The 25,422-nt window shown below is 59.2% G+C and carries 34 protein-coding genes; 9 read left to right on the top strand and 25 right to left on the bottom strand.

Features of this window, described 5'->3' with window-relative positions:
* The first annotated feature begins 220 nt into the window (after positions 1–220).
* The 6 genes from ACKLNA_RS00665 (at position 221) to ACKLNA_RS00640 (ending at position 4,329) form a co-directional block, all read left to right on the top strand.
* On the top strand, positions 221–1,000 hold the full coding sequence (locus ACKLNA_RS00665; RefSeq protein WP_408984532.1) for a TIGR04255 family protein: 780 nt from the start codon (positions 221–223) through the stop codon (positions 998–1,000).
* A 7-nt stretch (positions 1,001–1,007) separates the two neighbouring features.
* Positions 1,008–1,529: a hypothetical protein gene (locus tag ACKLNA_RS00660; protein ID WP_408984531.1), complete on the top strand. Its 522-nt coding sequence runs from the start codon at positions 1,008–1,010 to the stop codon at positions 1,527–1,529.
* On the top strand, positions 1,526–2,191 hold the full coding sequence (locus tag ACKLNA_RS00655; protein WP_408984530.1) for an HNH endonuclease: 666 nt from the start codon (positions 1,526–1,528) through the stop codon (positions 2,189–2,191). The genes ACKLNA_RS00660 and ACKLNA_RS00655 overlap by 4 nt, the downstream gene beginning before the upstream one ends.
* A 614-nt stretch (positions 2,192–2,805) precedes the next feature.
* Positions 2,806–3,060, top strand: a complete 255-nt coding sequence (locus ACKLNA_RS00650) for a hypothetical protein (RefSeq protein WP_408984529.1) — start codon at positions 2,806–2,808, stop codon at positions 3,058–3,060.
* An 8-nt stretch (positions 3,061–3,068) separates the two neighbouring features.
* A complete protein-coding gene (locus tag ACKLNA_RS00645) occupies positions 3,069–3,362 on the top strand; it encodes a hypothetical protein (protein ID WP_408984528.1) in 294 nt (97 codons plus the stop codon).
* Positions 3,322–4,329: a hypothetical protein gene (locus ACKLNA_RS00640; protein ID WP_408984527.1), complete on the top strand. Its 1,008-nt coding sequence runs from the start codon at positions 3,322–3,324 to the stop codon at positions 4,327–4,329. The genes ACKLNA_RS00645 and ACKLNA_RS00640 overlap by 41 nt, the downstream gene beginning before the upstream one ends.
* A 44-nt stretch (positions 4,330–4,373) precedes the next feature.
* Here ACKLNA_RS00640 and ACKLNA_RS00635 read toward each other — a convergent pair whose 3' ends face one another.
* The 24 genes from ACKLNA_RS00635 to ACKLNA_RS00520 all read right to left on the bottom strand — a co-directional run bounded on the left by ACKLNA_RS00635 (position 4,374) and on the right by ACKLNA_RS00520 (position 21,790).
* The gene (locus ACKLNA_RS00635) at positions 4,374–5,345 is read right to left on the bottom strand and encodes a hypothetical protein (RefSeq protein ID WP_408984526.1); all 972 of its coding nucleotides are present in this window, start codon (positions 5,343–5,345) and stop codon (positions 4,374–4,376) included.
* Entirely contained in the window at positions 5,318–6,022 is a 705-nt protein-coding gene (locus ACKLNA_RS00630) for a hypothetical protein (protein ID WP_408984525.1), read from the bottom strand. The genes ACKLNA_RS00635 and ACKLNA_RS00630 overlap by 28 nt, the downstream gene beginning before the upstream one ends.
* Entirely contained in the window at positions 6,019–6,564 is a 546-nt protein-coding gene (locus ACKLNA_RS00625) for a DNA-binding protein (RefSeq protein ID WP_236181515.1), read from the bottom strand. Before ACKLNA_RS00625 ends, ACKLNA_RS00630 begins: the two co-directional genes overlap by 4 nt.
* Entirely contained in the window at positions 6,561–7,484 is a 924-nt protein-coding gene (locus ACKLNA_RS00620; protein ID WP_408984524.1) for a hypothetical protein, read from the bottom strand. The genes ACKLNA_RS00625 and ACKLNA_RS00620 overlap by 4 nt, the downstream gene beginning before the upstream one ends.
* Complete coding sequence (locus ACKLNA_RS00615) at positions 7,481–8,188, bottom strand: hypothetical protein (RefSeq protein WP_408984523.1); 708 nt, start codon at positions 8,186–8,188, stop codon at positions 7,481–7,483. The genes ACKLNA_RS00620 and ACKLNA_RS00615 overlap by 4 nt, the downstream gene beginning before the upstream one ends.
* 8 nt (positions 8,189–8,196) lie before the next feature.
* Positions 8,197–9,855, bottom strand: coding sequence for a phage tail protein (locus tag ACKLNA_RS00610; protein WP_408984522.1), 1,659 nt, complete (start codon positions 9,853–9,855; stop codon positions 8,197–8,199).
* 9 nt (positions 9,856–9,864) lie between these two features.
* A complete protein-coding gene (locus ACKLNA_RS00605; protein ID WP_408984521.1) occupies positions 9,865–10,389 on the bottom strand; it encodes a phage tail protein in 525 nt (174 codons plus the stop codon).
* Positions 10,386–11,558, bottom strand: coding sequence for a baseplate J/gp47 family protein (locus ACKLNA_RS00600; RefSeq protein WP_408984520.1), 1,173 nt, complete (start codon positions 11,556–11,558; stop codon positions 10,386–10,388). The genes ACKLNA_RS00605 and ACKLNA_RS00600 overlap by 4 nt, the downstream gene beginning before the upstream one ends.
* A complete protein-coding gene (locus tag ACKLNA_RS00595; protein ID WP_085654343.1) occupies positions 11,555–11,872 on the bottom strand; it encodes a DUF2590 family protein in 318 nt (105 codons plus the stop codon). Before ACKLNA_RS00595 ends, ACKLNA_RS00600 begins: the two co-directional genes overlap by 4 nt.
* A complete protein-coding gene (locus ACKLNA_RS00590) occupies positions 11,869–13,854 on the bottom strand; it encodes a phage tail tape measure protein (protein ID WP_408984519.1) in 1,986 nt (661 codons plus the stop codon). Before ACKLNA_RS00590 ends, ACKLNA_RS00595 begins: the two co-directional genes overlap by 4 nt.
* Positions 13,855–13,859: 5 nt before the next feature.
* Entirely contained in the window at positions 13,860–14,000 is a 141-nt protein-coding gene (locus tag ACKLNA_RS00585) for a DUF6890 family protein (protein ID WP_039013052.1), read from the bottom strand.
* A 23-nt stretch (positions 14,001–14,023) separates the two neighbouring features.
* Entirely contained in the window at positions 14,024–14,314 is a 291-nt protein-coding gene (locus tag ACKLNA_RS00580; RefSeq protein WP_282474485.1) for a putative phage tail assembly chaperone, read from the bottom strand.
* Entirely contained in the window at positions 14,311–14,826 is a 516-nt protein-coding gene (locus tag ACKLNA_RS00575; RefSeq protein ID WP_408984518.1) for a lysis system i-spanin subunit Rz, read from the bottom strand. Before ACKLNA_RS00575 ends, ACKLNA_RS00580 begins: the two co-directional genes overlap by 4 nt.
* Complete coding sequence (locus ACKLNA_RS00570; protein ID WP_408984517.1) at positions 14,826–15,359, bottom strand: lysozyme; 534 nt, start codon at positions 15,357–15,359, stop codon at positions 14,826–14,828. The genes ACKLNA_RS00575 and ACKLNA_RS00570 overlap by 1 nt, the downstream gene beginning before the upstream one ends.
* Entirely contained in the window at positions 15,356–15,652 is a 297-nt protein-coding gene (locus tag ACKLNA_RS00565) for a hypothetical protein (RefSeq protein ID WP_408984516.1), read from the bottom strand. Before ACKLNA_RS00565 ends, ACKLNA_RS00570 begins: the two co-directional genes overlap by 4 nt.
* Positions 15,649–15,861, bottom strand: coding sequence for a TraR/DksA C4-type zinc finger protein (locus ACKLNA_RS00560; RefSeq protein ID WP_085649261.1), 213 nt, complete (start codon positions 15,859–15,861; stop codon positions 15,649–15,651). Before ACKLNA_RS00560 ends, ACKLNA_RS00565 begins: the two co-directional genes overlap by 4 nt.
* A complete protein-coding gene (locus tag ACKLNA_RS00555; RefSeq protein WP_025111123.1) occupies positions 15,861–16,313 on the bottom strand; it encodes a phage protein in 453 nt (150 codons plus the stop codon). The genes ACKLNA_RS00560 and ACKLNA_RS00555 overlap by 1 nt, the downstream gene beginning before the upstream one ends.
* 6 nt (positions 16,314–16,319) lie before the next feature.
* Positions 16,320–17,435: a DUF2586 domain-containing protein gene (locus ACKLNA_RS00550; protein ID WP_408984515.1), complete on the bottom strand. Its 1,116-nt coding sequence runs from the start codon at positions 17,433–17,435 to the stop codon at positions 16,320–16,322.
* 11 nt (positions 17,436–17,446) lie between these two features.
* Positions 17,447–18,130 (bottom strand): phage virion morphogenesis protein, encoded by a 684-nt coding sequence (locus ACKLNA_RS00545; RefSeq protein WP_197869380.1) that lies wholly within the window; start codon positions 18,128–18,130, stop codon positions 17,447–17,449.
* Positions 18,117–18,569 carry a phage tail protein gene (locus ACKLNA_RS00540; protein WP_047293131.1) on the bottom strand — a complete coding sequence of 151 codons (453 nt, stop codon included), beginning with the start codon at positions 18,567–18,569 and terminating at the stop codon, positions 18,117–18,119. The genes ACKLNA_RS00545 and ACKLNA_RS00540 overlap by 14 nt, the downstream gene beginning before the upstream one ends.
* Positions 18,566–19,027 (bottom strand): head completion/stabilization protein, encoded by a 462-nt coding sequence (locus tag ACKLNA_RS00535; protein ID WP_408984514.1) that lies wholly within the window; start codon positions 19,025–19,027, stop codon positions 18,566–18,568. The genes ACKLNA_RS00540 and ACKLNA_RS00535 overlap by 4 nt, the downstream gene beginning before the upstream one ends.
* Positions 19,028–19,125: 98 nt before the next feature.
* Positions 19,126–19,845: a phage terminase small subunit gene (gpM, locus tag ACKLNA_RS00530; RefSeq protein WP_408984513.1), complete on the bottom strand. Its 720-nt coding sequence runs from the start codon at positions 19,843–19,845 to the stop codon at positions 19,126–19,128.
* Complete coding sequence (locus tag ACKLNA_RS00525; protein ID WP_408984512.1) at positions 19,842–20,864, bottom strand: phage major capsid protein, P2 family; 1,023 nt, start codon at positions 20,862–20,864, stop codon at positions 19,842–19,844. The genes gpM and ACKLNA_RS00525 overlap by 4 nt, the downstream gene beginning before the upstream one ends.
* A 2-nt stretch (positions 20,865–20,866) precedes the next feature.
* Positions 20,867–21,790, bottom strand: a complete 924-nt coding sequence (locus ACKLNA_RS00520) for a GPO family capsid scaffolding protein (protein ID WP_408984511.1) — start codon at positions 21,788–21,790, stop codon at positions 20,867–20,869.
* A 162-nt stretch (positions 21,791–21,952) separates the two neighbouring features.
* Here ACKLNA_RS00520 and ACKLNA_RS00515 point away from each other — a divergent pair, with 162 nt between their 5' ends.
* From ACKLNA_RS00515 to ACKLNA_RS00505, 3 genes are all read left to right on the top strand, one after another.
* Positions 21,953–23,995, top strand: a complete 2,043-nt coding sequence (locus ACKLNA_RS00515) for a terminase large subunit domain-containing protein (protein ID WP_408984510.1) — start codon at positions 21,953–21,955, stop codon at positions 23,993–23,995.
* A complete protein-coding gene (locus tag ACKLNA_RS00510) occupies positions 23,907–24,776 on the top strand; it encodes a phage portal protein (RefSeq protein WP_408985537.1) in 870 nt (289 codons plus the stop codon). Before ACKLNA_RS00515 ends, ACKLNA_RS00510 begins: the two co-directional genes overlap by 89 nt.
* Positions 24,777–24,851: 75 nt before the next feature.
* Entirely contained in the window at positions 24,852–25,109 is a 258-nt protein-coding gene (locus ACKLNA_RS00505) for an ogr/Delta-like zinc finger family protein (RefSeq protein WP_408984509.1), read from the top strand.
* 55 nt (positions 25,110–25,164) lie between these two features.
* Here ACKLNA_RS00505 and ACKLNA_RS00500 read toward each other — a convergent pair whose 3' ends face one another.
* Positions 25,165–25,350 (bottom strand): hypothetical protein, encoded by a 186-nt coding sequence (locus ACKLNA_RS00500; RefSeq protein WP_221397790.1) that lies wholly within the window; start codon positions 25,348–25,350, stop codon positions 25,165–25,167.
* Positions 25,351–25,422 lie beyond the last annotated feature (72 nt).

The raw sequence follows: 25,422 nt of genomic DNA, 5'->3' as shown, positions 1-25,422 counted from the left end.
AATACAGCAAGGGTGCGAGCGTCCGTAAGCCATCTACTGGCGCGGCAGATCCAGGCGAATCCTCGCACCTATGCCCTGCCGTCCCTGTCGTGAACGGGCGTCTATACTGCCAGGACGGGCTTGATTTGCGATGGCTGGTACGCGCAACCCCATGCAGTACTGACACTACTGGGAATCCATGCCATCATGGCCGCCTTTTGTACCTAACGATGAGTCCATCATGAGCGCACGTTGGAAAGCTGACGATTTAGTACGTACTCGGTCTGACAATGAAAATCGCTATAAGCGTAATTTTTTGAAACAGGCTGTTTGCGAGCTGCGTTTTCCAACTTTGATGGAGCTCGGCGAACAACGTCCGCCTGCATCATTCGTAAAAGCGCTGCGTAAAGACTACCCATTATTAGAGATGAACAATGAGTTCACTCTCGGCCTTGGCTCGGGAAATACTGGATCTAGTAATATACATATATTACGAGCAACGAAAGGCGGCTGGAGCATCTCATTAAAAGAGAACGCCCTATCGATTGAAACAACTTCTTACTCGAGCTTCGAAAATCTGCGCGAGCGAGTTCTTCAAGTTCTGGACGCCGCCGAAAAAGTAATCGATTCAGACTTCTTCACTCGCATTGGACTTCGGTACATTAATGTACTAAAAAGCGAAGACGAAGACATTATAAACTGGATCAACCCTGCATTAACTGCCGCGATAACATCTGAACTCTTCGCTGGAATAAGTGACTTTGGCGGGAGAATGCAGTTGTTGGCTGAAGACGGTGGCTGCTTGTTCCAGCATGGAATACAGCTTAATCGCTCCAACGCTGCGCCGCCCAAACCCGACTATTTAATAGATATTGATACATATCGTTCAGAGGTTTCACTATCTGATACTGCTGCTGCTCTCGATATTATGCATCGCCAAGCATTTGATCTGTTCGACTGGTCTATCACAGATAAAGCTAGAAATGCTCTATCCATAGATAACAAGACTCGGAAAGGATGATTTAATCATGGACTATTACGTAGATGTTATCCCGGCGCCAGCACCATCAATTTTTTATGCCTCGCAAGCTGCTTTGGGACGCAACCCTCCAAAAGATAACTTCGATTTGGGCGCCACGCAGTTTTTGACCAATAGGTATGCCGGTTTAAACTTCTCTGGTGCGGATATCGATGGTACGGAGAAGGTACCAAGAACATCCCCGCAAAATGACGCAACCTCACTCCTTCCTAAGAGCGCGGATGTTCGAACAATTCGTCCTCTCGTTAATGATCGACAAGTTCAAGGAAGAGATCTGGAAATCAGCAAAATCGCTGAAGACCGTATAAAACTTCTTGCCATAAAATATGCAAATGACTCCATTTCTGCAGAATTGATCGCGCGGCTTGAAATTCTTAACTCTAGGATAATCGAGCGCTCGCCCAGAGTTTCCGTTGAACAGATAACCCACCTAGAAGCGTCTATCGATTCCATAAAATCTGTAGAGCAATCTATACTTGACCGTGCGAAAAGACTGGGGTTGTCGACTTGAATTTTACTGTATTCCAGTATCCAAAGTCGAAGCACACACGGTCTTTGACCCCAAGACTATTTAAACGCTATCAAACCTACAAGCGTTATCTACAGCACGAGTTCGCAAGAACTTGTGTTTATTGCCGGCAACCAGATAGTAGCGCACCAAACCTAAATTTTGGTGTAGATCACTATCGTCCGAAGGGAATAGCAAAATTTGCCAGCTTAGAGCGCGACTATCAAAACCTGTACTACTGTTGCGGCAGTTGCAATTCTCGGAAAAACAACGACTGGCCAAAGGATGAACTTAAAGGCCCTTACATTGTAAATCCGTGCGACTATATTATGAGCCAACATCTAAGGTTTGAATCGACTAGCGGCATAATGGCACCTCGAACCAAATTTGGCGAGTACACCGAAGAACTTTTACAATTAAACGACCCTATACAAGTTGAGTATCGAAAAACCACACTGCAGACTTTAAAAATGGCGGCAAGTCATTTGGCAGCCCTTAAAAATCAAAAATCGGAAATACTGAAACTATTTCAGCAGAATAAGATCCCTGCTGACGTCTATAACGACGAGAGCAATGCGATAGATGACGAAATAGAAACAATAGAGGTTCTCATCCAAAACAACACCGGAACGAAACCATTGCTTCGAGTCCGGAATTTAAAATGAGCCAAGCAAGAGCCTAAAATTTTTTTCTCCTGCCTATTGCTCTTAGCAATAAGGTACAGATCCGCAATCGACCACCCTCCCCCAGTTGAAAAGCTTCGCAATGCGGCTTTTATGCTGAAAGTCAGCTCCTCCGGTGCTCTCCGACAAATTCAGATCTTCTTAGTCTTTTGTGTCAGGCAGCTAAAGAAGGTCGCACAATTTTTCGAAAAACAGGTGAAGCGCAGGTTTTTGCTAGGCCAGACCCTGCAAATCGCTGCCGCAGAAAATTGCCAACCTGTCTAACCTACTACAGTCCCAACAGTAAGTTTCGTCAATTTTTTGCAAAACTTTGCACACATTGAAATTGACTTACACCTGATAACACCCGCAGCAGCCCTGCCTGGGCCAACCGATTTCAGCATAACCATCATTTGCAAAAAGAAGACAGCCAGAGCTCGCCGGCGGGAGGGGGATAAGTGCTTTTCCAACTGTTTTTTTGTTCCCCGCCGAACTTTTCATTGCACCAGGGTGTGAGATTTCACTGTGACAGATGCCGTCAGTCGCTCAGTGAATGTAGAGGGAAACGCCTATCGATATACTGTTTTTATGTACAGTATTTTGATGGGTAGGCGGAAATGGATAGAGAGTCTGCGGAAACCGAAAATCCGGATTCGTTCGCGATGATGGTGAAGTGGCAGATCATGGTGCGGGATAAGGCTGCGTTGCTGGCAATGCCCGGTGCCCATCACAAAGCATTGCTCAGGCAAGCGCACGCGCTTTACCAGGGCAACGTGATCAATGCAGATCGTCTCAGCGATTTGTTGGAGTTAGCCGACGCGGCGCTGGCTTATGCCGTCGAAGCTCTGCTCGAACTCGAAACTGACCTGTAGGAGGCATCATGCATGTATTGGTTACACCAATGCGCTCACGCGGCGTTGCGCTGGATCCTAAAGAGCGGCGCCGCTATCCGGCAATCCGAGGCAACGTTCTGGTGAGCTCAACTAACTGCCACGAATTAGGCCGGGCCGCAAACGTTGCTCGTCTTGAGGTGGGCATGCCACTCGATCCTGACCCGCTGCCACCGCTGCTTGATGCTACATTGGCCGGAATGGCGGTGACTGGATTTGTATTAAGTGGTATTGAATACATCGATGGCTGCGCTTATGCGCAATCTTGGTGGTGCCGATTATAACGGCCCTACGCTTACTCCAGTCTTATGGAGCAATGGCAAACGCGCGCTAAGACAAATTAGAGATTCTATTCTTATGCATTACGAAAAAAAGGGATTTGATAGGGCGTCACTGAATAAACTTGCTAAAAAATATAGCTATCTGGTTTTTTTGATGGTGGCGATAATTCTTTGGCTTTATGTTCATGCTCCATCGGAATTTTGGTGGCCGATCAAGTTCATTGATGTGATAAACGTTATTGCTCAAATAGCTACCGCGCTGGCGTTTCTTTTTGCTGTTCATCAGTATAGAAAAAATAAGGAGTCAGAAAGGCAGAAAGTTTTAGTAGAAGAGAGCAGAGCGCTTATAAATAAACTTAAAGCTGAAGCCAATGCTTTTTGTAGCCTCCCGGTTGTCACTGTAAAAAGTTCTGTCAACTTTATGAATCTGGCTTCAGGTCACGCTGGTAATTTTGACGCTATATTTAAAGAGCTGAATGAGGATATTCACAAAGCAATCGTAAGGATGCACTGGCATGATATGTACTTTGTGGATATGAACCGGGCGATGGAGCATTTTAATAAAACGATGAGTTTAGGCGACTTTTGCGTCTCGCAAGAGACGCTTTCTACCGCAACTCGACAAGCAAGTATACTAAGATCCACTGGAACAGAACCGCTGAGTGGTTTTGAAGACTATTTAAAACTTCAGTACCAAGCTGATTTGCCAGCGGTTTCTAAAGAGCTTAAAGTTGACAAAGAGGCTCGAATTGCGATGTTTGTTTTTGAGAAATTATTCTTTGATAATGAAGCTCTTAAAGATCACTTACACGGCTGCATGAACAAAATTGACATTCGCATTCGCTCTCCATTGCTGGCAGTTTTAAATGAGAGATGTATGACGGGGGAGATTCGGCGCGACACTTCCAGCTATAAGCAATTTTATTATCTAAAATTAGTGGAAAAAGCCGAAACTCCGTCGGGTGAGTAATTATGCTCTATGTAGGAATAGAAACTTGGTGATTACAAGAGAGCTTACATGGTAACTGCGTTAAGTTTTTGATTTAATGCTGCTGCAATAATGGATTGTCGGGTAAAGTCTGGTGAATTGGACGGGATAGGGCTTGTCCCATGAACATGGGCTGCAATCTGAGCATTCATCTGCTCCAACAAGTCCAATGTGTCGCAAACTATCTGAAAGAGATTCACGCTTTCTGAACCGATCCAGTTTTTCGGGGCTTGCAAGCGTTGCCCTTCGCCAGCCAAGCTTCGGCGCAAACCTTCGATCCTTTCCTGCATATCGCCACCCACGGTGGCGTTGTGCTTCTGCCCTACAACCATGTTCAAGTCCCGTCCAGTCGCCTGATGCAGATCGTCCACCGCCGCCAAGCTCGCAGATCCGCCTGACAGCAGTTTGAGCGCGCCCAGCGCCTCGATCTTTTTCACACCGCCCACCGTCTCGCTCGAATGGTCATCAACCGCCCGCGTGTGGCTCTGGAACTGTTCGCGGTTGTCCAGGGCTTCAACCTCGCGCTCGATCGCTTGATCCCGGATCTTGCCATCGGTCTGGCGTAACCAATTGCCGTCCGCGTCGACGCGCTGCTGTGCCGTGCCGCTGTGCTGCCACACCTGGTCGCCTTTCGGCACCTTCGGCATGCTCAGACCGTGGGGCAAGATCGATTGAATGTAGGGCTTGTTCGGCAGGCCGTAGGCGAAGCACACCACAACGCGCGTGCCTTCCTCCGGAAAAGCATAAATGCCCATTTCCTCGCCCCCCGTAGGCAGCGGCAGCGGGACACCGGTAAGCGTCGGGATGGCAGGATCTGGCTCGTCATCGGCGCCCAGGACTTCAATGTCGACCGCGTAGCGCGGACGGTAATCGTCGCAGATCCCGGCATCCGACGGAGCATCGGCCACGGCGATGACGCGGGCGAAGCGTGGTAGGTGGTAACCACCGGTGAGTTCGGGGAACTGGCGCTCTACAGCGCGGCGGATTGCGTCTTCCATCGGATAGCCATCTGGTCATTGGCGAGTGCCACACTGGTGACACGTTCGCCGGCGTTGATCGTTGCACCCGGTCGCAAGCCAGGAAGGGCCGCCACCATTGCGCTCTGGTTGCCCTGGTAGCCGTCGAACAGCTCCGTGGGGATCTGCAGCGCCGCCCGGGCGCCAAAAAAACTGTCGGCCCAGCTGCCGGCGAACACTTCGCCGTTGCCCAGCTGGTGCCAGGTGAAGTCGGGAATACTGAACACGCGGGCCAGGCTGTCCATGGCCTGGTATCCGGCAGCAAGGCTGTAGAAGTACGGCGCCTTCACGCCGGCGTAAGGCCGATCGGGAACGCGAAAGCGCAGGCCTGTCTGCTCGCTGACGGCAGCCAGCACAGCACGCAGATCGACGTGACGCAGGTTCAGCGGCAGCGGATTGGCCAGCACAGCAGCCAGCTCACGGCAGAACAGCACCTGTTCTTTGGCATTGGCGGCGGTGCAACGCTCGACGTAGCCGATGAAGTGGCGCTGCAGCGTGCGGTCGTTGTAGCCGATATCCAGCGTCACCAAGCCTTTCAGCGGCTCAGCAGACTGAACGGTGAAGTTCGCCCGCCCTGGACTGGTGGCGTCCAGCCGAACGTCTTCCTTGACCAGGCGAACAGGCGCGCCATTGATCGACAGAACCTTGTGCAGTTTCACGTCTGCTCACTCCCCAGCCATTTGTCGACGCGGCCCAGCACCTTTTCAAAGCCGCTCAGTTCCGGGTTGTCGCTCGAACCTGAGTTACTACCACCCTCACCGACCGCGCTACCCGGGGCGCCCTGGGCGTCGACCTTGTTGCCGGCACGCCGACCCTCGACCTTTTCCGGGTTCGACTCGCGCTCGCTCAGCGTGAACTGCACCAGCCAGGCTTTCAGGTTGTCGGCTTCGCGGGCGCTGACGCCTTCGGAGAACTCCACCTGGCGCACGCCGAACGCCTCGGCGGTGTCGTTCACGACGCGATACAGATGCAGCTCACCGCCGCTCGCCGTGGCTTCGGCCAGACGCATCAAGTCAGTCAGTTGCACCCGATCAACAAAAGGAATCATCAGCGAGACGGCCAACGTTTTGGGCTTAAAACCCTTGTGCGCCTTGTCGGTGTTGCTGGTCTGCCCCGACATGTCGCCGCTTTCGATGCGTAGATTGCCGGTGACTTTGAGGTTCTTCCCTTGGACTTTTTGCCCATCGAGCAACAGCGTCATAGGCCCACCAGTTCCCGTACAAAACTCAACCCCTCTTGCGTGCCCACCAGCAGCAGGCCGGCGCATTGCACCCACTCATGCCCCGGTGCGTCGCCGCTCAGCAGCTCCTGGCGCAGCTCGCTGGGATTACCCGGGCCAATCAGGCGCGCCCGTATGCTGACGTCGGGGTTACCCCCAGCCAGCAGGTTTTTCAGATCAGCCAATTGTTGATCCCGCCCTTGTTGCTGTGCTGCCTTGCGAGCGGCCAGCGCAGCCAGATCGCCCAGCGGCGAACTGTCGGCGGCGTAGCCCTCCAGCACGGCCAACTGGCCGGCCATGGACTGTTTCGCAGCCTTGACCACCGTGCAGCGCTCCAGGGGCAGTCCTTGCCAGCGCGGCAGCGGGCCGGCGCCGGGGATCTCCCACTTTTCAGTCTCAAGTTTCATCAGGTGCTGAGCGCGCCGCTCGGTTCGCACCAGGTCGCCGATCGGCAACAACGCGTTGAAACGCGACAGGCCGCTGGCCAACTGTTCCAGACGTGTCCCCAGGAACAGAACCGACAGGGCATATTGCGGCCCGACCGGACGGCCCGAGTCGGTGGCGTCCTCCAGTTTTTTGGCCAGGTGTTCCAGCACGTTCGGCGCCGACAGGAAGCGCTGATAGCCCTTGCCTTGGCCGACGCCGCTTTGAAAAGGCGTCACCACCAGGCACGCGGGCACCTGACCCAACTGCTCGGCCAGCGCCGCCCGTCCGGCTTCAATGGCGCCTTTCGCGGCGTCGCCGACCGGCCCCGGGTTGGTGTTGGCCAATCCGCTCAAACCGGCCAACCGTTGCGCGGTGCTGGCCAGCTCGCCAGTGGCCAGATCCTTGGCAGCGGACAGCCCGCCCATCCATTGCGTGGCCTGTTCTGGCCAGCGCATCGTCACCGGCGCCCAGCTCATGCCGGCGGCGTCCAGGTGATGGCTTTCATCGCCTTGAGGTTTTTGTCTTTCAGGGCCTTTTCAACGGACTGGCGCAACAACTCGGCGCACTGCTGGGCGCCTTGACGAAAGCGCACCAGGTCGTGGCTGACCTTCTGCAGTTGGGCGATGGTGTGGGGCCGGAAGGCCAGCACCTGGTCAGCATCGGTACACGGGTAAACGTCATCCTGTCCCAGCAACACCTGGGCGTTCAGGTTCACCTGGTCATCGATGGCGCTGCTGTAGCGGTACGCGTCGCCCAGGGCGTTTGAGTTGAAGCCGCCGGCAACGTAGGCGGCGCAATCAGCGGCGATCGCCTGCAGCTTTTTCTCCCGGAGCGCGGCTAATACGGCATCGATATCGTCGACCCATTCGCCGTCCTTCCAGATTTGGTTCGGCCCGGGCTTCTTCATGGTGAAACCCGCCGGCACCGGCTCAAAGCCTTCGAGCGTACGCGGCTCGCCCGTCGCGGTGTCGTACACCACCACGCCGCCGAAATAGTCCACAAGCTGCCAGGCCTTGCCGTTCCACCAGGCCGCTTTATGTTCGGGGATCTGCGGCGGCGCTGTCTCCACACAGCCGCCCGGGATCATGTACACGCCCGGTTCCAGCGGCGATTCGTCAGCGGTCACGGTGCCCACCAGGATTCCCAGGTGGTTGGTCTGATAGACGATTTTCTCGCTCATGCTCGATCTCAATACTTGATGCAGTAGAAAAGGGCCAAGTTCTTGGGCCGGGTTTCAGTGCCGCCGGCAGCGGCGACGGTCACGCCGTGGGTGTGCGCACCGCCGGCGCCGATGCCTACGTTGTGCGCGTGGTTGCCGGCGGCATCCATTCCAATGTTGTGCGCGTGCGCGCCCGCCCAGGACGTTTCGTGCGCCCCACCCGCCTGTTGAACGGAGTTGATGCCGCCGGCCCCTTGGCCAATACCCGGAGCGCTGGGCGCCGAGTGGTTGTGCGCGCCCTGGGCATCCGTCCACGCTCGGTGAGCGTGATTGCCTTGGGCATCAGTCCAAGCGCTGTGAACATGGTCACCGACCGCTGCCGCCGAGGCTGTATGCGCGTGGGAATGGATCATCATGTCCTGAAAGCTGCCGAACGCTCGGCTGGGATCCACGCCGCGCCCGTCGTCCCAGCCTCTCGGGAACAGACCGCGCATGTCGGGCAAGTTGAAGGTGGTCGTCCCGTCACCGGCGCCGTAGTGCGTGGCGATCCGTGCAAACAAACCTGCGAACGCCGTGCGCGAGATGGCGGCACCGTTACACGCCAACCAACCCGCCGGCGGGCTATTCATGGCGAACGTGGCCACCATGCCGGTCATTGAGTCGCCGACCTGCTTTTGCAGCTTGTTCAACGCGGCCGTGGTCGCAAGGATTTCGCTGCTGTTGGTGGTCGGGTCATCGCTCTTGGCGTTGGGCAGGTTGCCCAGTTGAACGTCTTCTTTCGTCGTGCCCCGGGCGCGCAGGTTGGCGTAGTCACCGTCCCGCGCCGCCAGGTACTGAATCAACGGCCCGTTGATCGGCTCAGGCAGGCGCATGTCCGAAAAGCCCACCGAGGACAGGTAGTGCGCGATGGGTACGCAGTAGTGGCGCGCGCCGGCGGAATCGGTGTAGTCCGCCGGTTCGCCGAACACCACTTTCCACGACGCGACGCGGTCGCTTAACTGGCGCTCCAGGCACACGTCCAGGGTGATTTTTCCCACCGGGATAACGCCGGTCACCGGCAGCGGCGCCGAGAGCGCAACGCGAATGCCTTCGATATAGGCCACGCCCTGGCGCAGCTGGAACCCGTTGGCCGTCTTTTCGAACAGCAGCGAATCGCCGAAGAAACAGGCGCGCCCGTACAGCTCACGGTTGCTCAGGCGCTCGCGCTCATCGATGCCGGCCAGGCGCACGGTGAAGTCATGCTGCCAGGTGCTGGCATCGATCGTTACGCCGGTCAGCGCCTGGGCGCCGTCGAACGCCACCAGAAAGTTGCGGGTGACGTTGTTGCCGATCTGCAGCGGTGGGATGTTCTTGCGCTTTTGCTGCAGCGGCACGTAGGACACGGCGAACAACAGGCCGTCAGCGTCTTCAAGGCCGACCCAGTTGAAGTCCCAATCGCCGACGTCTGACCCCAATTGAGCGCTGTAGACGATCTGGTTGGGGTTCACAAAACCGGCGTTTTCCTTGGGGATCTCGTAGGTGTGGACGATCTGTCCCACTGGTGGCTTGCCGGCAGCACGATCTACCGGCGCTTCGGTGGCCAGCCCGGGCACGTTGGCGAAAATGAATTTCGTGATGATCAGGGGCTTTTTCTGGCTTTGTTTCAGGGCGATTTGGCCTTCGCCGGCCAACGTAATACTGGCGCTCACTTTGCGCTCCTACAGGCTGGCGACCAGCGTCTGCTGGTCGTCGTTGAAGTCGATCAGGCCGATTTGCAGGCCCACGGGTGTGATGGTCACGAAGTCATAGCGCCGGCACGTCCGCCCGTACTGCTGAATCAGCACGCGCAGCAGCTCGGGGTTCAGCGACAGCTGGGCGTTGCTGAACTTGAGCAGCACAACGTCCCAATCCCGATCGGGCTGGCGCTCCTCGATCTCCACGTAACCGACGCCCAGGCGCTCGAAAATGCGTTTCATGCCGGCGGTGCTGCCGGCGTCGACCGAGTTGATGAAGGCGTATTTCACGCGCAGCCGGAACAGGCTTTCCGGCTCGCCGGTGAAGCGCGTCACGTCCCGCTGCCAGGCCCACAGTTCAAGGATGCTCAGGTGGCAGGTGTCCGGATCGATCTGCGAATAGGGCCAGCGCAGCCAGCCAGTGACGGTTTCCCACCAGGACTGTGCGGCAGTGGTCAGTTTCGACAGCTCGGTGCCGGCGAGCCAAAACGGCAACTTGAGCTTTATCACTTGATGTTCACCGTCAGGTTCTCCAGCCGGGGAATCGACAGGCCGTTGACCACGTCGACCATGGGCGTGAACTTCACCGCCTCGATACCAGGAAACTGCCGGTGTAACTCCTCACCCAAACGGCTGGTACTGAACCTTGATTGCGGATAGGTCAGGGTGGGCTGGTAGTCCCGGGGCGTGCTTTCGCGATACGCGGCCCGCACAAACAGTTCAACCTCTTGCTTGAGTTCGGCGATCTGCGCGGCGGTCTGGTTGGCGAACGGCCAGACGTTCACCACAAGGTTGGCCGGCGTTTCAGGCATCACCATGGCCAGCAGATCATCGCCGTGGCCATGGTTGCCCTGGTCGCGGATATGCGCGTTGATCTTTTCCAAGTAACTGGCCGCCGGCACACCCGCATCGAACAGGATGTAGGCATTGGCGCTGCCTGGCCCGCGCGGGGCGCCGTGCTCAAAATACACGCCATCCGGACGCACGCCCGGGAAGGCGGAAATCATGGCGCGATACACCGCGTCGGTGTGCCACTGGTTGACCGCCGAGAACTGGTTACGCACGCGAAGGCGCAACTGGTCGTTGGGTTCCGGATCTGCGCCTGGTGAAGCCAGCCAACCGTCTTTGTTCACCACCTGGACAATGCCAGGGATCGGCACCGGCAAAATCGCGTAGTAACCCGGGGCCAGGTTAAAACCGCTGCCCGCCTCGGCCGCCTCGACCGGAACGTCCAGCTGCAGCTGGCCCTGCTGGAACGTCGCCGGCGCCGTCGTAACCAGTTTGTAGACGTTGCCATTGATTGCGGCGGACTGCACCACAATGCCTTTTTCAAGTTCCAGCACACCGTCCGGAATGGCCCGGATGAACAGCAGTTTTCCCTGGGCCTTGGTCGCGCCCTTGCGTTCGACATTGACCGCCCAGGCCAGCGTATCCAGCCAGGCGTCGACCGCCGTTTTCACGAAGAAGTTGGGCAGCACGGTCAGGCACAGGAAATCCAGCAGCCACAGAACCGGCTTGGTCACCAGCGCGGTCATCACCCGCCAGAACGGCGAATAGCTGCTGGTGTTGGCCACTTTCGCGCCCTGGGCTTCAACTTCCTTTTCCCACTCGGCCTTCAACGCCGCCTCAGTGGTCGGGATGCCTGCATCGGCGATCACCTTTTTAAAATCGACGCTCACAGACTTACCTCAATCGATCCGAACTTCAGGGTTTTGGCGGTCACCAGGTAAACGCCTGGTTCCTGTTGGGTGATGCGTGCCGTCCCCGGCACCAGACGCACGTCGCCCTCCACCAGCAGTTCCATCCGCTGGATGCAGTCGCGCTGACGCAGGCGATCGCGCTCGGCCACCAGCGTCACCAACAGCCCGCTGTCGCGGATCATGTGGGCAATGTCCTGGGCGATGCAGGCGCGGTCATCGATCAAACGGGGCTGGTTTGAAGGATCGAGCGCCAGGTCGTTGCCGACGATCAGCAGATCCACGTACTCGCTCATCCGCCCACCGCCATGGCGACCATGTTTTCCATCTCCAAGGGCGTCATCTGCTTACCGGTGTTGATGGTCACGTTTTCCACATGCGTGCCCTTGTTCTGGCTGCTGTTGTTGTTCTGAATGCTGGTCAGCAGGCCACCCGGCGGCACGGCAGACGGACGCGCCGGCGACAGGCTTGGAATGGCCGCATTGATGGTCTGCTGGGCTTTCTGCGCAGCGTTGGCGGTGTCGGAAGCGCTGGCAGCGGCGTCGACACCTGGCACCTCGGGCATGCCGCCGAAGCGCGCTTCGATGTTCACGCCCGGGATGCTGTTCAGCAGCTCGATCACGCCGTTAACGGCCTTGGTGAAAATGCCGACGATGCTGTCCCACGCGGCCTTGGCCATGCCTGACCAGCCGCCCATGGAGTTAAACCAGTCGGACAGTTTTTGGAGCATGTCGGCGACGAACTGGAACGCAGCGGTGTTCATCAGGGCCGACGTCCAGGTGTCCCAGTAGTAGATCGCCGCGACGATCACGGCCACCAGGGCGACGATCCCGAGCACGATCCACACCACCGGGTTGGCCAGCAACGCCGCGTTGACCAACCAGATCGCGCCCTGCCACAGCATCATGGCCCCGCGAATCAGCGCCAGGCCGGCGCTCAGCGTGTAGATCACGGCGACATAAGCCAGGATGGCCAGCTTCTGCAGGATGAACACCGCGACGGTGCGCAGCCCCATCAGTTGGAAGACTTTCCACACGGTCAGCATGCCCAACCAGGTCATGCGCGCAATGCCCACCACCATGGTCAGGGCCGACATTGCAGCGACGATGCCCATGATCGTCAGCGCGGTGATGCCAATTACCCGGGTGATGTTCGGGAACAGCTGCGACCAGCGCACTAGGGTTTTACCAATGTCCACCATTTTGGCCATGAACGGAGACAGCACCGGGATCAGCACCTGACCGAACACCACTCGCATGACTTCAACCAGGGACGCCCATTGCTGCCACGGGTCAACCATCGCCCGGGCCATCTGCTCGGCATTCTCCAGTCCGCGCACCTTGCCCAGCTGCTCGATGCCATTGCGCAGCCGATCGGTGTCCTTGGCCAGCGCGCCGATCACCTGGGCGCCTTCGCCGCCGAAGGCCTCCATCAGCTTGGCCCCAGCCGACGCGCTGGTGAGGTCGCCGAACTTGCCCTGAAGCTTGTCCAGGATGGTCATCATCGGCAGCACCTTGCCCTGCTGGTCGGTGAACTTCATGCCGAGCTTTTCGGAGGCGGCGCCGATGTTTTCGAAAAACGCCTTGTAGCGTCCGCCGGCGTCGCCGCCTTCCATGGTGCTGCTCAGCGTGCCGATCACCGCCATCTGTTCAGCCAGGTCGACGCCGGACGTCGTTGCGATCGCCCCGGCCTCCTTGAAGGCGTCTTTCATGGCCGCGCCGCTGGTGCGGAACAGCTGCACCGCCAGCGCCGTCTGGCCGCCGAGTTTTTCCACCCACGCCCCCTTCCCCATCGCATCGGCTTGGGACTTCTGCAGGTTGTAGAGCGTGCCGACGTATTCACCCATTGTTTCGGCGTCGGTCTTGGTGGCCTTGGCCAGCAGGTTGCTGGTGTTGGTGAAGGTGGCCAACTGATTGCCGGCCAGTCCCTTGATGGCGCCCTCGATGAGGTACGCGGACGCCACAAAGTCCTTGGCGTTTTCCCCGTAGTTCACGGCGAACTCCAGTGACTTGGCATTGAGCGCCGACAGCGCGTCCTCAGCCACGCCCAGCGATCGGACGTCGCCCAGGGCACGATTGACCTCCAGCGCCGGTTCCATGGATTCGCGAATGGCGACCACGCCCGCCGTCAGACCGCCCAAGCCCAGGCCGATCGTCTTGATGTGCTTTTCGCTCTGATCGGCAAGCTCGGAAAAGCCCATTTTCACCTTGCCCAGGGGCGCGGTGACCTTGTCCTGCAAGCTGAGAATGAAAGCCAGGCTGGCGCTACGGTCTGCCAATGTCGTTACCCGTTCAGCGCAAGGGCAATGCCGTTAGCCACGGCAAACTCCATGCGTCTCCAGTGTTCGTCCTCCAGCCACTTGGCCGTCCCCATCGCCTCGGGCGTGGGTTCGGCACCAGGTAGCCAGCGGTTCGTCAGGGCCATCAGCTGGCCCAGGCCGTTTTCGCTCAAGCGCTCAGCGTGCTCGAGCGCTTTTTTACGATCACCTCAACGTTGGGTGCGTACTCCTCCAGCAGCGCGCCGGCGAGCTGCATCACCATCACCGGGTTGCCCAGCAGCGGTTTCAGCACGGTTTTTTGATCCTGCAGCACGGTGGTCATCAGCAGGTTGTTGCCCGGGGCGACCTTGTTGGTCTGGGTCAGGGCGTTGAAGTACTTGGTCACGTCCGCCGGTGTCAGGTTGAAGGTGAATTCGTTTTCGCCGACTTCCAGGGTGATTTCGGTGTTTTGCTGGCTCATGGGGTATCGCTCTTTTTGAGGTTGGGAAAAGTGGTGTCCTGGCGCGCCGGCGATCGCCGGCAAACGCCCAGGGCGTATTGCTGCAGTCCGACGATCATTTGCCGGCTTTTGGCGAGTTGATCTCGGAGGGTGAAATAATTAGGTCGAGCGTCTGCAGCGAGTTCGGCGCGTCCTCCATCAGCCACGCGGGCGGTGCCGGCGGTGGCGGACACAGATCCGGAGGCGGGACAGGTGGCGCTGACGTACAGCCGCCCAGTGCCATCGCCAACAGCGCGGCGCAGGTGTTCGTTTTCAATGCGTGCATCGATCAATTCCTTGGTGTTTCGTTGGTCGATCGCGTCCCGCTCGGCGAGCATTTCGCCGCTGATGCGTGCCGCTTCCCGTAGGCCGCTGGCCTCCCATTTCGCGCTGTCGCGCTCGCGTCTGGCTTCGTCGCGCTGACCTTCGAGTACGTCGAAACCGATCCAGGCGACCAGGCACAGCACGACCAGGAACAAGGCTTCGCGCAGCATCACAAGCCCTCCGCACACAGCCGGGATTCGGCCAGCCGGCGGTTGTGCAGGCCCGGTACAAAGCGCTTCTGGCCCTTGGCGTCAGTCACAAAGGCCCATACCGGCGTCTTGCCGTCCGGCGCCCATGCCAGGGCTTTGCAGCCTTCGGCGATGCGGCCGGCGTTGATATGCGCGACCGCTCGACTGGCGCAGGTACTGGTCACGCCGAAGTTGTGGCCGTGACTGGTCAGTGCGTCGAACGTGTTCTGGCCCACATTCGGGTTGGTGATGCACTCGGCCAGCTGCAGCTGCGTTTTGCGAATCACCAGCTGCTCCACCTCGGTGCATTTGGCGGGCGACCAGTAGTCGCCGACGACGACCGGGTACGGGCTGGTAAACCGGGTAATGCCCTTGCAAACCGTGGGCAGTCCGCCGGCGAGCTTGTCCGCGTAAACGATGTTCTGGCCGTTGCCTTCCCAGGTGCCCAGGAAGATCACCAGCGGCGTGCTGGCCAGCGCGATCAAACCGGCGGCTATCCGCCCGCGCAGGCTCATGGAAACCACACGCGCAGCAGTGCCGGCACGACCATCTGCAGCACGGCGCCAACCAGCGTCAGGATGGTCAGCAAGCGCCCGACCTTGGAGCCGATCACGTTGACCGCAAGGGTCAACGCATGCTGCCCCTTGTTCAGTTCCTTGAGCTGGCCAGTCATGTTTTCGAATTGCTGCTCAAGCTTGGTCACGCGAGTCGGCACGGTGTCGTGACGACCCTCAAACTCGTTCATGCGGTGCTCGATCACGGCGAGTTGCCGCTCCAGCGTTCCCAGACGCGAAGTTTCAGTGGTCATCGGCGTTTACTCTTCTCGACGTCCGTCTGGCACGGGACGCACCGGGTTATGCCGCCGTGCGCCTGGCGCGCCGGCGGGATTGGTTTGTCGCAGTCCTGGCAATGGGTCAGGCTCGGCCCGACCGGCACAGCCTTGCTCAGCTGGGCCTTGATCGCCTGGTCACGTTGGCGTTGCTCCAGCTCCTGGGCGCGGTCGAACCAGTCCACCATCAGCGCAGCCCCTCAATCTCAGTCGCAGCCAGGTACGGCACGCCGTTGATGTGGATGAAATCAGGGCTGGTCACGTCGAACGGAACCTTGTGTTTGGACTTCTCGCCGCCCTTCGGGTCAATCGCCAGCAGGCTGGACAGCTTCACCTTGCAGCCGAACGCTTCCACCCGCAGTTCCTCGTCTTCGCCGGCCTTGGCGAAGAACACCGCATCGAACGGTTTAAGGCCTCGGAAGCTGCCCGCCGAGCGTGCCGCGTCGATCAGCAGATTGAAATTGGTGGTATCCAGCTCGAATTCGCCGGCAGCGGCCACGTCACCGTCCACGGTGCCGTCTGGCACGCCCCGGGTTTGGGCCACTGCCGAGTTGTCGGTGATATCCAAAGTGCAGCTTTCAACGTGCAGCGCGATATCGCCCAGGCTCACGTCAAAGTTTTTGCCGCCAATCTTCGCCATGGGGCGTTACTCCGTTTGGTCAGTGGAAAGATCCAGGGCGATGTTCGCGGTCAGGTCTTTCGGGCAGTTGTGGGGTTTGAGCTTGATGTAGGCCGCGACCTTGGTTTTCGTCAGCCAGGTCAGCACCAGGTCGCCGTCCTTCGGCGGCTCGATGTCGCCGGGGAACACCTGGCCCGCGAACGTGGTGGACTTGGCCATCGCGCGCAGCGGCGCCATCAACTGGTTGGTGTTGACCGCCATGCTGTTGGGGGTGTTGTTCAAGCGGCGATCGGCGACGCGGCGAATCAGCAGCGGGCGGATCTGCCGAGCGGCCTTGTCGGTGATGCGCAGGTATTCCACGACCTGAAAGTCACTGCCGGCGGTGTCCAGCATGTTGCCGTCGCCCCAGTACACGCCCGGGTAGTCGGGATAAGTCTGCGAAACCGAGTAGCGCGCCCGATCCAACTCGCTGCGCACTGCCGAGGTCAGCGGGACTTTGTCGCCATCGATCGGAACAGGTCCGAGGCCCAGCACGGCACCGGTGGCCACGCGCATCGGGCTGTCAGCGATGCTCACGGAAGCATTGGCCAGGCGACCGGCCAGGACGCCCAGGTCATTGCCGTGCAACTGCGGTACGACCAGCACACGCGGCGCGGCCAGGTTGGCCAACAGCGCTTTGCGCTCGCTGACGTACTGCGCCCAGGTCTGTTCGGCGGTGACGCCAGGCGCGGACGCCATGACGAACACGCGGCGTCCGTAGGTGTTGTTCAGGGCGATCGCAGCGTCATGCATCGCCGACAGCTCGGCGGCAGCGGTCACCGGCTTGGTAATCACCACGGATTCGACGGAGTAGCCCTGCTGCTGGGCTTTCTCCAACGCCTCGTCCCATTTGCCCTCGGCGCCGATCGGAGCCGCGACACATGCCCAGCGCTGGCCACCGTTGAGACGGGCAGCGGTGATCTGGGTTTTAAGGTCGCTGGCCGGAACGCCCAGTTCGGCGTCCAGATCGCTGTCCGTGTTCAGCGGTAGGATCTGGCCGACGTTCTTGCCAGCGGGGCCGATGAAAAGAAAATAACGCTCAATCTCGCTCACAGGCCCCTGGCCCAGGTTGAGATTGTCGACGGTGACTTGACCGAGTGCCATGCAGTGCCTCGTTAGCGGGGTGAAGTTAGGATTTGTTGCAACACCTGGCTAATCAGCAGGTCGGTGTCGCGTTCAGTTTCGGCGCCGATGAACTGGCGTTTCGGGAGCGTGATTTCCCAGCTCTGCGCGCCCGACGACTCGCTGCGCTGGTCGTCCAGGATGCGGATCAGCAAACCTGCCTTGGCGTAGTTCACATGCTCTTGAATCCACGCCACTGACGGCCTGGTCAGGGTCTTTTTGCCGGCCTGACGCACACGAAAGCCCAACCGGCGCAGGCGCTTTGCCTGTTTCTCGGTGGCAGCCAGGCCCGGCGGGGTTTTGTTCCAGCGGCGCATCTGCGCGGCGGTGCGTCGCTCGCTGACGCCGTAGTGCTGCTGGGCGGCGACCCATCGGGTCAGGGCGTTTTTCCAGCCCAGTTCCGCTTCGTCAGCGGTCACGCGGGTGACCACCATCAGCTTGGCCAGGCCGGCTTCCATCTTCTTTTTGCCCTTGCTCTCGCCCTTGCGCGGGGCGAACGCCGAACCGTCCACGTTCTGCTGGGCGCGCTGACGTTTGCGGCTCATCGTCCGCACGCGCTTGGTCACCTGGTTCAGCAAACGCCGGCGCAATTGCGGTGGCAAAGCCAGCAAAGCCAGTTGCTCACGCACGCCCAGGCGTCCCCGGACGTCGAGTTCGAACGTGCTACGCCCCGCCACTGGTGGCCACCTCGCCGCGCTCAGCGACCCATAGGTCAAACGGGATGAACGCCCAGGTCTTGCCGAAGGCTTGGATCTCGCCGTCCGGTTCTTCAGAGAGATACTGCGGCTCGACGAATTCCAGCGTGACTTCCACGTCGAACAGATCGCTGTCCAGGGGCTCCACGGCGAATTCCGGCGCCGGCAGTTCGTGGCGGTCGCGGTCGGCGTCGTGGGTCTCCAGCCAACTGCCCACCAATGCCATCATGCGGGCCGGATTGGCGGCGAAACGCTCCAGGACAATCACGGCGCGATAGTGCATGTCGGCAAAGTGCATGCCGTCGACGTCGGGTTTCCAGATCAGCGACAGCTTTACCTGCTCCGTCCAGCTGTCGAGCTGTTCAGGCTCGACCAGGCGTCGTTCCAGCAGGTAGGCGGTCAACGCCTGCAACTTGGTCATAGCAGTGCCGCCGTGATGCGGCCACGGCCCTGCAGAGCGCGCACAGCCTGCTGACTGAATGCCAGAAACGTGTCTTCACGCTCCGGCGCTTCCTTGCCGGTGTTCTCGGCGCTCTCGCGGCGGGTCACGGTCGCGAACTGCTGCAGGGCGCTGGCCTTGGCGCGGCAATACACGGCGCGCTTGTACAGCTTGGCTTTCAATGCACGCTCGGGCAGCAGCATCGGATCGGCTGCTCCTACGGCGACGATGCCCGCTGCCAGCCAGCTGGTTTTGAGCTTGGCCAGGTCATCGTTGACCTCGGCCATTGCGATAAACAAAGCGTCGGTCAGCAGGTCGCCCAGGAACTCCGCCGGAAGGCGATAGCCCTTCTGGAACTCGGCCACGGAGAGGTTCGGCCAAAAGCCGTCGTTCTCGATCGCCTGTTCCACAACAGTGGTGGGTTTCCCGGAAAAGCTCATTGCTGACCGCTCGAATTAGGGCGGGGAGACTGTTTTTCGTGGGGCTGTCCATAAATGGCAGACACACGTCCACAGTTCCCCGCTGGGGGGGTAGTCGGTTATTGGGCGCCGGTGACGGCGGGTGCTTGTTTGGCGATCGCCTTGCGGCATTTCGCAATGCGTGTCTCGTTGCCGGCCTTGGCGTGCAGTTCGGTGGAGCGTTCCAGGTGCTTGAGCGCCGTTTCCCACTGCTCGGCCTCCATGGCGCGCATGCCGATCAACTTGTGGTACTTGCTCGGAATCTGTTCGGGCAGATCCCATTCGCCGTCGACACGCGGCAGCAGGTCGGACAGGTACGGTTCCGGGCTGCGCTGGGCGTTGTATTCACGGAAAGCCCATTCGATCACCGCGTCCGCTACGAACGTCTGCACGTTGCGCTTGAAGCGCTCCGGCATTTCCTGGCCCTGCTCGATCGCGAAGTCCGCCAGTTCCAGACCGTCTTCGAACTGCTCGGTGTCGAACAGCCAGACCATCACCTGCACCAGGACGGGGTTCTGCATCACCAGGCCCGAATCCATGTAGCGCTGAATGAAGTCCTGGTACTTGGGCAGCAACTCAGTTCGCTTAAGCGTTTGTTTGCTCGCCAAGTTCTTTAAATCGCTCAAGCGCTTCAGGTCTTCATCCAGCGAGGCCTGCATCAGCTGCAGGTGTTTTTTCGCGTTGGCTGGGCTGCTCAGGGCTTCCGCCGGCGAATACGCCAGCGGTGCCGCTGCAGCAGCGATCACTGCAGCAGTTCCCTGAGCCAAAATGCGGCGCTTGTGGGCAAGGGCCAGGCTCACTTCACCAGCTCCACGTTTTCGGTCAGCGCGATCTTTTCCAGCTGCTCGATCACGTAGCCCTCGTTGCGGCTGTTGTAATCCTCGACGCGGGAACGTTTCGGGTTGTCCACGGTTTGCTTGCGCCAGCTCGTGTCCTGGAAGTACAGCGACAGGTTGTCCCAACTGGTGACCAGCACAGCGTTGACCGGGAAGAACGGCAAGCTGAAGCTCGGCAAACCGCCATAAGTGGCGATCACCTGGGCGTCCTCGATGCGCTCTTTCTCGGTCGGGGTGTCACCCTGCTTGGCGTACAGCTTGGCCTTGTCAGCGGCCAACAGGTCGGAACCGATGATCGCCACCAGGTCGCCGCCGTCGCGCAGACGCTCGTCCACCATTTGCTTGGTGTCATGCACCAGGGCGTCGAGGTTTTCGTAATCACCACCCGGCCCCATGGTGACCTTGCCAGGTGTCTTACCTTCCTTGAGTACCTGCTGCGGCGCCTGTTCGCGCAGTTGCTGCAGCCAGCCTTTGTTCACGTCCTGTAGCATCGGATAGGCGCCGATGTCGGTCTGCGCTGCCGCGTGGGTGCCGTGGAAACCGACCATGATGCGATCCAGGGCGATTTGCTTCTGCACTGCATCGGAATAGCGCTTGTGGAAGTCCGGGAATTTGGCCCAGGCATCGATCTTCGCGTAAGGCAGGCCCACGTCCGATTCGGTCGATGACAGTTCGTAAGTGCTGTCATCGAGCGCGGACGCATCTTTTGCTTCGCGGTCGGTGGTCTTGGTGTTGGTGCGACCAGTCACCGGGCCGGATACGCCCAGGAAAACCTTTTGACCCTTGATCTCGCTCACGCCGATGACGTTGATACGCGAGAGGAAGTCCGATTTTGCCGTGATGGCGTCGTTAAGCTCTTGGGCTACCGACGGTTCCACGCTGAACTGTTTGCTGGCCAGGTCGACGCCGTAGGTTTCGGCGAGGGCAAGCTGCAGCTCGGCATACATTTTCGCGCCATAGGCGCTCAGGGAATGAGCAGCCATGGTCAAAGTACCCGTGGTTTGGTTTTGTCAGCCGCGCCATGTACACGCGGAAGGTGGCGACCGGTGCCGGTGTTCTGCAGCGCGTCGAACTGTTTTTGCAGCTTGGCGAAGCTGGCAGCCAGCGCCTGATTGCCATTCTTCTGGCGGCTCAGTTGCTTCTCTTCCTCGGCGGTAGAGACGATGTCGTCGACGGCAGACTGCACGTCATCGATCGGGGCTTGATCGGGTTCCGGTGCGTCTTCGGCGGCAGGCTCGATCACGGCCTGAATGCCGGCAGCGACGACCAGCAGCTGGGCCAGCAGGGCTTTCAAGGCCGTTGCGGTAGCTTCATCCATTGGGGGTTTGCTCTCGGTTGGGGTTTGCGGGGTGGTTTCGGTGGGCGTGTCTTCAATGCCGAAACGCTTGAACAGGCGGGTGAACATGGCGGCAAGGCGCCCGATCTCGCCCTGCGGCTCGGTTTCGCGCAGGGGGCCGAGTTCTTGCGAGGCGGCGTAGTACGCGGCGCGGCTGGTGCGATTGGAGAAATACAGCTCTTGCGTGCCGAGGCTCGCCGGCGAATCTGTCACCGCCAAGCCAGTCAGATAGGCCTTTCCGCTGCCGGCGAAATTCGGGGTGATTTCAATGCTGCTGAACAGCTTCTGGCCCTGGTCGTTGAGGTACAGAAGGCGATCGTTCGGTTTCAACTGAGCTTCCAGCGCGATCTGGCCAGGTTCCAGATCCTCGCCCTCTTCAACCAAGCGCACGGCAAAAACGGTGCCGTGGGAACCCGGCCAGCGTTCGTGGTCGCACCAGATCACCGCCGTGTATTTGGCAGGCGTGTAGGTCTCGGCGATGTCGCGCAGTTCCTGGGGCAGGATCTCGCGGCCATCGACGGTCGGGCCGCTGGTGGCAACACGTTTCCAGTAGGAGACAAGGGAACGGGGCATGGTCGGTAACTGCGCTCAATCGTTGAATGAGCCGCCACGATAGGGAGCCGATTTGCCCCAAACAAACGGTTGGTTTTCGGCGTTCTCCTATTTTCCGGATATAGGCGAATGCTGGGATTTAACCCCGCGTTTCCAGCGTTTTCGCCGCATAGACTGCGGCCCATGAACTACCCGACCGAAGTCAAAGAAGCCGCAAAACGCCTATACCTGCGCCGCTGTTCGGTGAAGGAAATCCAAGCGCATTTGAAGCTGCCTAACATCCGCATCGTCTACTACTGGATCCGCCAAGGCGGCTGGGACGAGATGCTGACGGACGAAGAACCGTTGAGCGCCGTCAACCGACGAATCACCCTGATTCTGGAAAAGATCGATCCGCTGACGGATGCCGAGCTGAAAGAGTTGGAGCGGCTGACAAGCCTGCTGGAGCGCCTAAAAAAACTCGCGGCGAAACCTGCGCCGGCAGCGCCTGCCGACCGTCCGGACGAGTCTGACGAACACCAGCCAAGCCAACGCCGTGAGCGGCGCGAGGGCGGCGGCAAGAAGCGCGAAAAGAAGGCGAAGAACGACATCAGCGGCCTGACCGAAGTGGACTTCCTGGATAAGTTCATCTCGAAAATGTACGGCTACCAGAAAGAGCTGTTCGAGGCGAAACAGAACCCGCTGACGCGCCGCATCCGGAACATCCTCAAAAGCCGCCAGGTCGGTCTGACCTACTACTTCGCCGGCGAAGCGTTCATGGACGCCGTGTTGAGCGGTGATAACCAGGTGTTCTTGTCGGCCAGCCGATCGCAGTCGGAGATTTTCCGTAGCTACATCATCCAGTTCGCCCAGCAGTGGTTCGGTATCGAGCTGACCGGCAACCCGATCACCCTGAGCAACGGCGCCGAACTGCGCTTTCTCAGCACCAACAGCAGCACCGCCCAGGGCTACCATGGCCACGTCTACGTCGACGAATACTTCTGGATTCGCGACTTCGAAAAGCTCAGCACCGTCGCCAGCGCCATGGGCACCCACAAGAAATGGCGCAAAACCTATTTCTCGACGCCCAGCGCCGTGTCGCACCAGGCGTATCCGTTCTGGTCGGGCGACGAATTCCGCAACAGCAAGCGCGGCAAAAAGGCCGGCGGCGAATGGCCGAGTGAAGCGGCCTATACGCAGGGCGCGCTGTGTCCGGACGGCCAGTGGCGCAAGACCATCACCCTGGACGATGCGATCGCCGGCGGCTGCGATCTGTTCGACCTGGAGCAGCTGCAGCTGGAGTACGACGAGGACAAATTCCAGCAGCTGTTCTACTGCAAGTTCATCGACAGCACTCAAAGCGCTTTCAGTCTCAAGGATCTGGAGCGCTGCTACTCGGATCTGTCGTTGTGGGAGGACTACAACTCCGATCTGGATCGCCCGTTTGGCAACAGCCCGGTCTGGCTGGGCTACGACCCGAGCCGCACACGCGACGACGCCACCTGCGTGGTCATTGCGCCGCCGCTCGAACCCGGGGCGAAGTTCCGGATTCTGGAAAAGCACAGCTGGCGGGGCCACTCGTTCACCTACCAGGCCGCGCAGGTCAAGAAGCTGACCGAGCGCTTCAACGTGCAGCACATCGGAATCGATGTCACCGGCGTGGGTTACGGCGTGTTCGACCTGGTGCGCGACTTCTACGCAAAGGCAACGCCGATTCACTACAGCCTGGAAGCGAAAAACGCCCTGGTGCTGAAAGCCCAGGACACGATCCAAGGCAGTCGCATCGAGTGGGACGCGGGCTGGACGGACATCGCCCAGGCGTTCCTGACCATCAAGCGCGGCGCCACTAACAGCGGCCAGATCACTTACAGCGCATCCCGTACCGAGGCCACCGGTCACGCCGACATTGCCTGGGCGGTGATGCACGCCCTGTCCAACGAACCTTTGAACACCAACAAGCGGCGCCGTAGCCGCTACGTCACGAGTAACCAGAGCAGCCATGGCCAACCGCAAACGCAGAAAGCACCACGTAGCCCAACCACAGCAACAGCCAATGCGCTCGTTTACGTTCGGGGAGCCGGAGCAGGTGCTGTCCGGCAACATCGGCGAGTACGTGGGTGTGTTTCCCAGCGACGACGGCAAGATCTACAAACCGCCGGTGTCACGGGCTGGCCTGGCCAAGCTGTTGCGCGCCAACGCGCACCACGGCGCCATTCCGAAGTTCAAGCGCAACCTGTTGCTGCGTGAGTTCATCGCCTCGGCGGGCTGCAGCACTGAGACGATGGGACGCGCCGGACTGGACTACATGGTGTTTGGTGAAGCGTACTTCTACAACGACACCAACGCATTCGGCCAGGTGCTGGAGCTGCAGCACCTGCCGGCGATCAACATGCGCGTGAAGGTCGACGGCGGCTACGTGATGCTGCTGCCGGACAACAAGGAAATGGAGTTTGAGGCGCACGAAATCTCCCACGTCCTGGACTACGACGTAGAACAGAACATTTACGGGATTCCGGACTACCTGGGCGGCCTGCAGGCGTTGCTGCTGAATGAGGCCGCCACCCTCTTCCGCCGGCGCTACTACAGCAACGGCGCGCACGCCGGCTACATCTTCTACACCAACGACCCCGACCTGACCGAAGAAGACGAAGACGAGCTGCGCGCCCAAATCAGCGCGAGCAAAGGTGTGGGCAACTTCCGCTCAATGTTCGTCAACATCCCCAACGGCAAAGAGAACGCGATTCAGATCATCCCGGTGGGCGACTTCCAGGCGAAAGACGAGCTGGAAAAGGTGAAGAACATCACCCGAAACGATGTCATCGCGGCCTGGCGGATGAACCCCGCTCTGGCCGGCATCATCCCGGAAAACACCGGGGGTTTCGGCGACATCGAGAAGATCGATCGCGTGTACACCAGCAACGAAATTCGACCGATTTGCCAGCTGTTCGATCAGCTCAATGACCAGTTACGCGAAGACAGGCGCTTTAGCTGGAAACCTGCGCCGAATGCAGTGGATGCCACTACATGAAGAACCTTTCTAAGCGAATGCCACTACAAATTGTGGCAACATGGTGGCGATCAGTTGCCCCTGGGGAGGGACACAATGAGAGTTGTATGCAAGTGCGGCCACAAGGGCCGAATTGCTTCAAGGGAAGAGGTAACAACGGAGTTCGTGAAGCTGTATTGCCAATGCCTGGACGCAAGGTGCGGACACACGTGGGTGACGAACCTGACGTTCTCACACACGCTCAGTCCGTCTTCGCAGACCTTCGAACGCATGTTGATCGATCGGTTTCGCGAGTTGCCCAGGGCAAAGCAGCGGGAGCTTTTCGAGCAGTTGGGATCGCAGGCGGTAGCGTAGGTACAAACCGCCAACGCTACAGCGTTGGCGATCGGGATCATTCAAAGAATGACGTTCAGCCCCCTACTTTCTCCTTTGGGTTGATTGCCAGTATCTCAGCCACGCGACGAACCTGCTGCTGTTCAACGCGACTCAGCCGACGATACAGATCGATCAGTCGACGCTCGATGTCCGTGAGTACGGTTGGTTCCGACCCGACATGCCCGAGGTTGATTTGATCGTTCTTCTTGCGATCCAACATGCTAACTACTCCATAAAGTGCACTGCTGAACGGGCTTTATGGGGGGCAGGCAAGTGCATTGGAATAAGAGTT

It is taken from the genome of Pseudomonas sp. UV AK001 (assembly GCF_046097675.1).
Classification (GTDB): domain Bacteria; phylum Pseudomonadota; class Gammaproteobacteria; order Pseudomonadales; family Pseudomonadaceae; genus Aquipseudomonas; species Aquipseudomonas kribbensis.
Note: the sequence above shows the minus strand (reverse complement) of the source record. Positions and strands in the feature narration are given on the sequence as shown.

Bases quoted from the DNA above. Each gene is read 5' to 3' on its own strand.
- ACKLNA_RS00665 (WP_408984532.1), top strand. From the start codon at position 221: ATGAGCGCACGTTGGAAAGCTGACGATTTAGTACGTACTCGGTCTGAC.
- ACKLNA_RS00660 (WP_408984531.1), top strand. From the start codon at position 1,008: ATGGACTATTACGTAGATGTTATCCCGGCGCCAGCACCATCAATTTTT.
- ACKLNA_RS00650 (WP_408984529.1), top strand. From the start codon at position 2,806: ATGGATAGAGAGTCTGCGGAAACCGAAAATCCGGATTCGTTCGCGATG.
- ACKLNA_RS00645 (WP_408984528.1), top strand. From the start codon at position 3,069: ATGCATGTATTGGTTACACCAATGCGCTCACGCGGCGTTGCGCTGGAT.
- ACKLNA_RS00640 (WP_408984527.1), top strand. From the start codon at position 3,322: ATGGCTGCGCTTATGCGCAATCTTGGTGGTGCCGATTATAACGGCCCT.
- ACKLNA_RS00635 (WP_408984526.1), bottom strand. From the start codon at position 5,345: ATGGAAGACGCAATCCGCCGCGCTGTAGAGCGCCAGTTCCCCGAACTC.
- ACKLNA_RS00625 (WP_236181515.1), bottom strand. From the start codon at position 6,564: ATGACGCTGTTGCTCGATGGGCAAAAAGTCCAAGGGAAGAACCTCAAA.
- ACKLNA_RS00620 (WP_408984524.1), bottom strand. From the start codon at position 7,484: ATGAGCTGGGCGCCGGTGACGATGCGCTGGCCAGAACAGGCCACGCAA.
- ACKLNA_RS00615 (WP_408984523.1), bottom strand. From the start codon at position 8,188: ATGAGCGAGAAAATCGTCTATCAGACCAACCACCTGGGAATCCTGGTG.
- ACKLNA_RS00595 (WP_085654343.1), bottom strand. From the start codon at position 11,872: ATGAGCGAGTACGTGGATCTGCTGATCGTCGGCAACGACCTGGCGCTC.
- ACKLNA_RS00585 (WP_039013052.1), bottom strand. From the start codon at position 14,000: ATGGCCCTGACGAACCGCTGGCTACCTGGTGCCGAACCCACGCCCGAG.
- ACKLNA_RS00580 (WP_282474485.1), bottom strand. From the start codon at position 14,314: ATGAGCCAGCAAAACACCGAAATCACCCTGGAAGTCGGCGAAAACGAA.
- ACKLNA_RS00575 (WP_408984518.1), bottom strand. From the start codon at position 14,826: ATGCTGCGCGAAGCCTTGTTCCTGGTCGTGCTGTGCCTGGTCGCCTGG.
- ACKLNA_RS00570 (WP_408984517.1), bottom strand. From the start codon at position 15,359: ATGAGCCTGCGCGGGCGGATAGCCGCCGGTTTGATCGCGCTGGCCAGC.
- ACKLNA_RS00565 (WP_408984516.1), bottom strand. From the start codon at position 15,652: ATGACCACTGAAACTTCGCGTCTGGGAACGCTGGAGCGGCAACTCGCC.
- ACKLNA_RS00560 (WP_085649261.1), bottom strand. From the start codon at position 15,861: ATGGTGGACTGGTTCGACCGCGCCCAGGAGCTGGAGCAACGCCAACGT.
- ACKLNA_RS00555 (WP_025111123.1), bottom strand. From the start codon at position 16,313: ATGGCGAAGATTGGCGGCAAAAACTTTGACGTGAGCCTGGGCGATATC.
- ACKLNA_RS00550 (WP_408984515.1), bottom strand. From the start codon at position 17,435: ATGGCACTCGGTCAAGTCACCGTCGACAATCTCAACCTGGGCCAGGGG.
- ACKLNA_RS00540 (WP_047293131.1), bottom strand. From the start codon at position 18,569: ATGACCAAGTTGCAGGCGTTGACCGCCTACCTGCTGGAACGACGCCTG.
- ACKLNA_RS00535 (WP_408984514.1), bottom strand. From the start codon at position 19,027: ATGAGCTTTTCCGGGAAACCCACCACTGTTGTGGAACAGGCGATCGAG.
- ACKLNA_RS00525 (WP_408984512.1), bottom strand. From the start codon at position 20,864: ATGGCTGCTCATTCCCTGAGCGCCTATGGCGCGAAAATGTATGCCGAG.
- ACKLNA_RS00520 (WP_408984511.1), bottom strand. From the start codon at position 21,790: ATGCCCCGTTCCCTTGTCTCCTACTGGAAACGTGTTGCCACCAGCGGC.
- ACKLNA_RS00515 (WP_408984510.1), top strand. From the start codon at position 21,953: ATGAACTACCCGACCGAAGTCAAAGAAGCCGCAAAACGCCTATACCTG.
- ACKLNA_RS00505 (WP_408984509.1), top strand. From the start codon at position 24,852: ATGAGAGTTGTATGCAAGTGCGGCCACAAGGGCCGAATTGCTTCAAGG.
- ACKLNA_RS00500 (WP_221397790.1), bottom strand. From the start codon at position 25,350: ATGTTGGATCGCAAGAAGAACGATCAAATCAACCTCGGGCATGTCGGG.